Annotated in this window: 6 protein-coding genes and 1 pseudogene; 3 read left to right on the top strand and 4 right to left on the bottom strand. The window is 24.4% G+C overall.

Going from position 1 to position 6,640, the window contains the following annotated elements:
- Nucleotides 1–195 precede the first annotated feature (195 nt).
- From Q1J60_RS02970 to Q1J60_RS02980, 3 genes are all read right to left on the bottom strand, one after another.
- Nucleotides 196–435, bottom strand: coding sequence for a DUF1292 domain-containing protein (locus Q1J60_RS02970; protein ID WP_300258282.1), 240 nt, complete (start codon nucleotides 433–435; stop codon nucleotides 196–198).
- 291 nt (nucleotides 436–726) lie between these two features.
- Entirely contained in the window at nucleotides 727–1,143 is a 417-nt protein-coding gene (locus Q1J60_RS02975) for a hypothetical protein (protein ID WP_300258284.1), read from the bottom strand.
- Between the two features lies 1 nt (nucleotide 1,144).
- Nucleotides 1,145–2,512, bottom strand: a complete 1,368-nt coding sequence (locus Q1J60_RS02980; RefSeq protein WP_300258286.1) for a rhodanese-like domain-containing protein — start codon at nucleotides 2,510–2,512, stop codon at nucleotides 1,145–1,147.
- A 331-nt stretch (nucleotides 2,513–2,843) separates the two neighbouring features.
- On the opposite strand from Q1J60_RS02980, the gene Q1J60_RS02985 reads away from it, so the two are divergent.
- Nucleotides 2,844–4,028, top strand: a complete 1,185-nt coding sequence (locus Q1J60_RS02985) for a class I SAM-dependent methyltransferase (RefSeq protein WP_300258288.1) — start codon at nucleotides 2,844–2,846, stop codon at nucleotides 4,026–4,028.
- Nucleotides 4,029–4,515: 487 nt separating this feature from the next.
- Here Q1J60_RS02985 and Q1J60_RS02990 read toward each other — a convergent pair whose 3' ends face one another.
- A complete protein-coding gene (locus Q1J60_RS02990) occupies nucleotides 4,516–5,682 on the bottom strand; it encodes a class I SAM-dependent methyltransferase (protein WP_300258291.1) in 1,167 nt (388 codons plus the stop codon).
- A 217-nt stretch (nucleotides 5,683–5,899) separates the two neighbouring features.
- Between Q1J60_RS02990 and Q1J60_RS02995 the strand changes: the two are divergent.
- Nucleotides 5,900–6,282: pseudogene (locus Q1J60_RS02995) on the top strand (IS3 family transposase); the annotation flags it as partial.
- Nucleotides 6,283–6,347: 65 nt separating this feature from the next.
- A complete protein-coding gene (locus Q1J60_RS03000; protein ID WP_300258294.1) occupies nucleotides 6,348–6,491 on the top strand; it encodes a helix-turn-helix domain-containing protein in 144 nt (47 codons plus the stop codon).
- Nucleotides 6,492–6,640 lie beyond the last annotated feature (149 nt).

Consider the following 6,640-nt stretch of genomic DNA (forward strand, 5'->3'; position numbering starts at 1 on the left):
TATTTTAATTCTAATTCACATACTACTGGACTTAAACCATTCTCCTTTTATTTAAATCTTTTTAAAATAAGCTCTGTTTTAAAGGTTAAGATTTACTTAAAACAGAGCCTAAAACAATTATAATATTTATATAGGTAAATTTTATAATGAAAATTTCTACTTTATATGCACTTATTTTTAATTGCATATAAATTATTAAAATTTTAAATTAGATACTTGCTTAAACATATTTATTTCTTTTTCAGATTCTACAGAATCTAAAGTTTCATTCCAATCTTTATCAAAATTAATCTTAAATAGTTCAACATGAGTCTTATCATTTTTAGGTACCATTGCTACATATTCTGCACCACATATTAATTTTTGTTCTAAAATTAAATATTCAATCTTTTTTCCATTTTCATCTCTAAAAGATACTACTTGATTATCAGTCATTTTATTTCCTCCTTTTATTTTTTCTCTTATATATTATTTTATATATTTTTTTATTTATTCTTTTTTATTTAATAATCATTTACGAGTATATTATATAAGATATAAAATATTATTTAACAGTGTATATATATTTCATATTTAAAACTTTATAAATCTAATAATTAATGATATATTCTTCTATTAAATAAATTAAATAATATTAAAAACAGAAATTCATTTAAATACCTATTTAATTTAATAAAATAAAAAACAAACCATCTTAATTAAATACTAAGATGATTTGTTTTTTATTTATCTATATTTTATAGCTATAATTATATTCCATAAAATCTGAATTATTAAAACTATAATAGCTATCATTATAAAATAATAATAAGCTAAAAGATTTTGAAAAAATGTTAGCTTTATAACTAGAATTAATATAATAGCCATGATGCTTGTTATAATCGTTTGAATTCTATAAAACCAACTCTTTTTAGTTTTTACAGAGTAAATAAACCATGCAAGGAATACTAAAGCTATAATTAAAGATATAATTGATAAAATATTTAAATTTTCAATACTTATGCTATTTGAATATTGATATTTCCTAAAATAAACATGGTGCATTACACCAGCCTTTTTATTAGTTAAATATTGAATAGCAATTACCCCAATCCATAATATGGCTTGAACTATCACTATTATTGGATATAGTATTTTTTTCATATTATCTATTAACCATTTTTTTAGGTTCTCCAGTAATTGATGGATTTCCACCATTACTCCAACCAATCCATCCATCGCTATATATAGATGTATTTTTAAGTCCCATTACATTAGCATAAGTATAAACCTCGGCTGCACGCCATCCACTTCCACACATAAATATAAGATTATTTTTTATATTTATTCCTTGATCTTCCCACATTTTTTCTATTTCATATCCATTTCTCATTGTATTATCTACATTTCTATAATACTCTAAAGAGGTTGGACCACTTACTCCTGCATATCCAAAAACAGCCCCTTCTATACGACCTTTTTTATCATGATAGCTATATCCTGATATTTTACCTATATATTCCTCCCAAGTACGATTATCAATTAAAGTAAAATCAGGTTTTTTAAGATCTTCCTTAAGCTCTGGTATAGTAGTAATTACTTCAGGATCTGCTGGTATATTAACACCAAAATCTCCTCCTGGAGTTTTGGGATTAATCTTAGTTTCTAATTCATATCCAGCACTAGTCCAAGCTCCATCTCCTCCATTTAATACTCTTACATCTTTAACTCCCATATATTTAAGAACACTAGCTAAACGATAATCCGCCATTTGCTCAGCACCTGTAAGAATTATTGTATCATCTTTATTAATACCATAATCTAAAGCAAATTGAGTTAATATCTTGTCATCTGCAAGCATCCAAGTTGGAGGTGGTTCTATAGTATCTGTATTTATATGTACACTTGTAGGAACATGTCCCTTCCCATATGTTTGATTTTCATCTCCCCAACTAGCCTCAAATACTTTTATATTTTTAGCATTCTCAAAAGTTTCTGGTTTATTTCCATCAATAACTTCTTTTAATATTTTAGCAGGAACTATTAGACTATAATCTTCATATTTTTCTAAAGGAAGATCTTTGTCACTAGCCCATTCTTTGATATTATATGAATAAAGATTTTTATATCCTTTTTTTGAAAGATAATCAGCAACAACCTTAGAATCTTCTCCATTAGCATCATATAATATTATGTTCTTATCTGTAGTTATTTCTTTAGTTTTTAAAGCTTCATCTAATTTCTTTTCTTTATCTTTAGCATCAAATTTTATCCAGTTTGCAGAAAAATCCTTTGAATTTGGAATGTGTCCTCCCCTAGCTTCATCATATAATACCCATCCATTATATGAATCACTTAAACGTGTATCAACAGCTATCCAAGATTTATCTTTTAAATTTTCTTGTACTTCTTTTGTGCTTAAAGATTTAATAGAAACACTTGTTTCTTTAATTTTATTGCTAGAACAACCCATAAAAGTTACAGTCGTAGATACTGCTATTACACCTAAAGTTAATTTTTTTAATAAACTCATATTTCCCTCCTTAGCTTTATTAATTTTTACTAATTTTAGTATCATTAAAAATGATATCAAATTTATATTATTTAGTAAATAACTAATAAAAATTATTAGTTTCATACTAAAATATTAATTTCATTAAATTTATTATTATATTTTCAACGAAATATATTTATTTTATCAGTTTTTCTTTTTACCAAAATATTTTTATGAGCATTTTTAAGCATTTTTCGACTAATTTATTACATTGAGTAAATTTAACCAATTAAAGTACATTTTAAAAAAGATTTTTTTACAAATATGGAGTATCATAAAAATATAAATATTAGTTGAGGTGAATTTTTTTATGGAATTTAATAAAAATATAGTAAAGTCAATAGCTGAACACCTTTCAGATAGACCATTTAGTTTAGAATATTGGGATGGAGAAATCATTAATTATGGTAATGGTGATCCTGAATTCAAAGTTATTATAAAAAACTTTCCAAGCAAAAAAGAACTTTTAGCAGATCCTAGTTTAGCTTTAGGTGAAGCGTATATGAAAGGTGATATTGATATAGAAGGTGATCTTCAAAAATTCTTTGAAAGTATTATCCGTAATAAAGATAGCTTTATGAACAAGAATACAGTATTTAAACTTGCTTCTAAAATAAAAGCTCCATCTTTATTAAAATCAAAAAAAGATATAGCACATCACTATGATATAGGTAATGATTTCTATAGTTTATGGTTAGATAAAACAATGAGTTATTCATGTGGATATTTTAAAAATCCAACAGATACACTTTATGATGCTCAGATGAATAAAATACATCACATATTAAAGAAACTTAACTTAAAAGAAGGTCAACATTTATTAGATATAGGATGTGGTTGGGGTTACTTAATAATAGAAGCTGCTAAACTTTATAAAGTAAAAGCTTTAGGTATTACTCTTAGTGAAGAACAATTTAAGAAAGCTAAAGAAAGAATAAAACAAGAAGGACTTGAAGATTTAGTTGATGTTCAATTAATGGATTATAGAAATTTAGAAAAATCCAACTTAGAATTTGATAGAGTTGTTAGTGTTGGTATGGCAGAACATGTTGGTCACACTAACTTACCTTTATTCTTTAAAAATGTTAATTCTGTGTTAAAAGAAAGTGGATTATTCCTATTACATAACATAACTAATCTAGTAGAAACAGAAGGAAACAAGTGGATCACAACATATATATTCCCAGGTGGATATGTTCCAACATTAAGAGAAGAGCTTAATATTGCAGCAGATCTTAACTTCCGTACATTAGATGTAGAAAGTTTAAGACTTCATTATATGAGAACATTAGAAGAATGGTCTAAAAACTTTATGAATCATTTAGATGAAGAAAAAGAAATGTTTGATGATGAATTCTTAAGAATGTGGCATTTATATCTTGCTACTTGTGCAGCTGCATTCCATTACTGGGATATTGATATACACCAAATCCTATTCTCAAAAGGAATAAATAATACTCTTCCTATGACAAGAAAATATTTATATGAAGACTAATTTATGAAACAAGTGAAAAATTTAATTTAAATAAAAAATCCAACTTTATTTTAAGTTGGATTTTTTATTTACATGTTTTCAAATATTGATTTTAATATTAATGTTGAATTTTTAACTCCCACAGGTATAAACTTTTAAGATAAAGCTTATAATTAATATATCTAATAATACACTTGTTGTCTTTTTTAATAATATTCAATTTGTCCCTCCTAAAAGCATTTATGCGAATTATATATATTTTTTAATATAAATAATTCGTATTTATGCGGACAATTATACAAAATATTTTTAAAATTACAAGTATTTTTGTATTTTTAAATAAAACATATAATAAATTAATAACAAACAAAAAGAGAGGAAAGTAATTTAAAAACTCTCCTCTCTTTTTCAAAAACTTATTAATTTAAAATTTTTGATTTGATGAATTCTATAGTTATCTTAAAATATCCATCAAATCACAAATTTACTTAAATTAAAAGTACATTAATTATATTAAGTTATCATTCTCTAAAAGCTTATATAATGTTGGACTTAAATTAAACTCATCTATAAGATTATTAACCTCATTTAAAGATTTTTCTTTCTTATCATTAGAAATATTTCCTTTAATTGCTCTTATTAATATATTTTTAGGTGAATGTGCTATATCTATAAACTCTAAAAGTTGAGTTTTATATCCTGCACATTCTAAAAGATTAGCTCTAACTGAATCGGTCATAAGTGCTGATATTCTTTCTTTAATTATTCCATAATTAGTAAGTATAGAAAACTTTTCACTTTCTATTTGACTATTAAATTCATGTTGACAGCAAGGAACTGAAAATATCATTTTACTATTCCACTTTATTGCATTATATAAAGCATAATCTGTAGCTGTATCACAAGCATGTAATGTTATTACCATATCTACTTTATTATTATATTTAAATCCACTTATATCTCCAAGTTCAAAATGTAAATTTTCATAATTATATTTTTTAGCTATTTCATTACATTTCTTTATGACATCAGCCTTTAAATCTAATCCTATCATATTAACTTTTATATTTTTAATCTCAACAAAATAATAATATAATATAAATGTTAAATACGACTTACCACATCCAAAATCTAATATTGTAAGCTCTTTTTGATCTATCTTCTTTATTTCATCATCTATTATTTCTATAAATCTATTTATTTGCTTGTACTTATCATATTTAGAGTTTATAACCTTTCCCTCTTTAGTAAAAACTCCCAAATCTATAAGAGGCTCTATAATCATTCCCTCTTCTAATATGTAATTTTTCTTTCTATTATGTCCTTTCTTAGCAATTTTTAAAGTCTCATTATTTTTCTTAATCCCTAAAAATACTTTTCCCTTTTTAGAAACTTTAAGATCGAAAGAACTTTCTTTAGAAAAAGCATTTAATTGCTTGTATTTAGAAACAAATAATTCTTCTACCTTTTCTTTAAGCTCTTTTTTTTCTATATTTTCATGAAAAACTTGTTTTTCAGTATATTTCTCTATTTGATAAAAATCCTTTTTATTTTTTTCCTTAAGCTGAAACACTATTTTTTTATATTCACTATCCTTATTTAATTTATTACTAATTACTAGTTTTATAATTTCCTCTTCTGTAACCTTATCAATTGCTTTTATTAAATCATCCATTAAACTCACCTTACAATCTATTATTAAAGTTAAACTTAACATATATCTAAACTTAACTTGCTATATAATATAATACATAAGATTTAAATATATATCAAATATGAGTTTATAATTTAGATAATTAAAATAAAAATAGTTCATTAAATAAAATGTACTCTATAGAATAGACAGTTTAAAAAAAACTATTCTATGAGGTATTTTTATGTATAATTAAATAATAGAAATTTTAGGCATGTACCGTGTTCATTCTGCCAGTAAAAGATGACGCTTCGCATTTCGAAGAAATGGAACTAATAGCCTTCAAGATACAAGAAAATTTAATACAGGCAGACCTACTGAAAAAGAATTATCTCTTAAATAAAAATATGAAAAACTCCAATCCAAGATATTATTATTATTAGAAGCTGAAAATCAACTATTAAAAAAGTTGGAAATACTAGAAAGGAGCGTGGAATTAGAAAAATAAAATTAATTACTTGACAAAAATTTATATTAATTAAATCTATTTTACAAAAATACAATCTTAAGAATAAAATTAGTCATTTATGTGAATTAGTGGGCGTTTCACGTTCTGGATACTATAATGATGTTAGTATAAAATAGTGGACACGTTTTATCGAACTAGGTAAAATAATATTTAGTTAGAGAAAGGAAGTGTTTCTACTATTGGTAGAGGTAAAAAATACACAGAGGGTTACAAGGAAATGATATCAGATTTATATAAGTCTGGAATGACAATTTCTGAAATAAGTAGTGAATATGGCATAGCAAAATCAACTATAAATGGCTGGATAAAAGCTAACAAATAAATAAAAATATCTGAAGATGATGTCATAACATTGAAGTAAGTATCCAAATTAAAGAAAGAAACGGCTAGAATTAAAGAGGAAAATGAAATATTATAGCGAAGAAAGCTTTAGCTAAAAAAGCTATAGCCATATTTGCGAAATAAGATTAG

The organism is Clostridium sp., assembly GCF_029258205.1.
Lineage (GTDB): Bacteria > Bacillota > Clostridia > Clostridiales > Clostridiaceae > Sarcina.

Excerpts from the sequence above, each read along its gene's own strand:
- Q1J60_RS02985 (WP_300258288.1), top strand. The coding sequence starts at position 2,844 with ATGGAATTTAATAAAAATATAGTAAAGTCAATAGCTGAACACCTTTCA.
- Q1J60_RS02990 (WP_300258291.1), bottom strand. The coding sequence starts at position 5,682 with ATGGATGATTTAATAAAAGCAATTGATAAGGTTACAGAAGAGGAAATT.
- Q1J60_RS02975 (WP_300258284.1), bottom strand. The coding sequence starts at position 1,143 with ATGAAAAAAATACTATATCCAATAATAGTGATAGTTCAAGCCATATTA.
- Q1J60_RS02970 (WP_300258282.1), bottom strand. The coding sequence starts at position 435 with ATGACTGATAATCAAGTAGTATCTTTTAGAGATGAAAATGGAAAAAAG.
- Q1J60_RS02980 (WP_300258286.1), bottom strand. The coding sequence starts at position 2,512 with ATGAGTTTATTAAAAAAATTAACTTTAGGTGTAATAGCAGTATCTACG.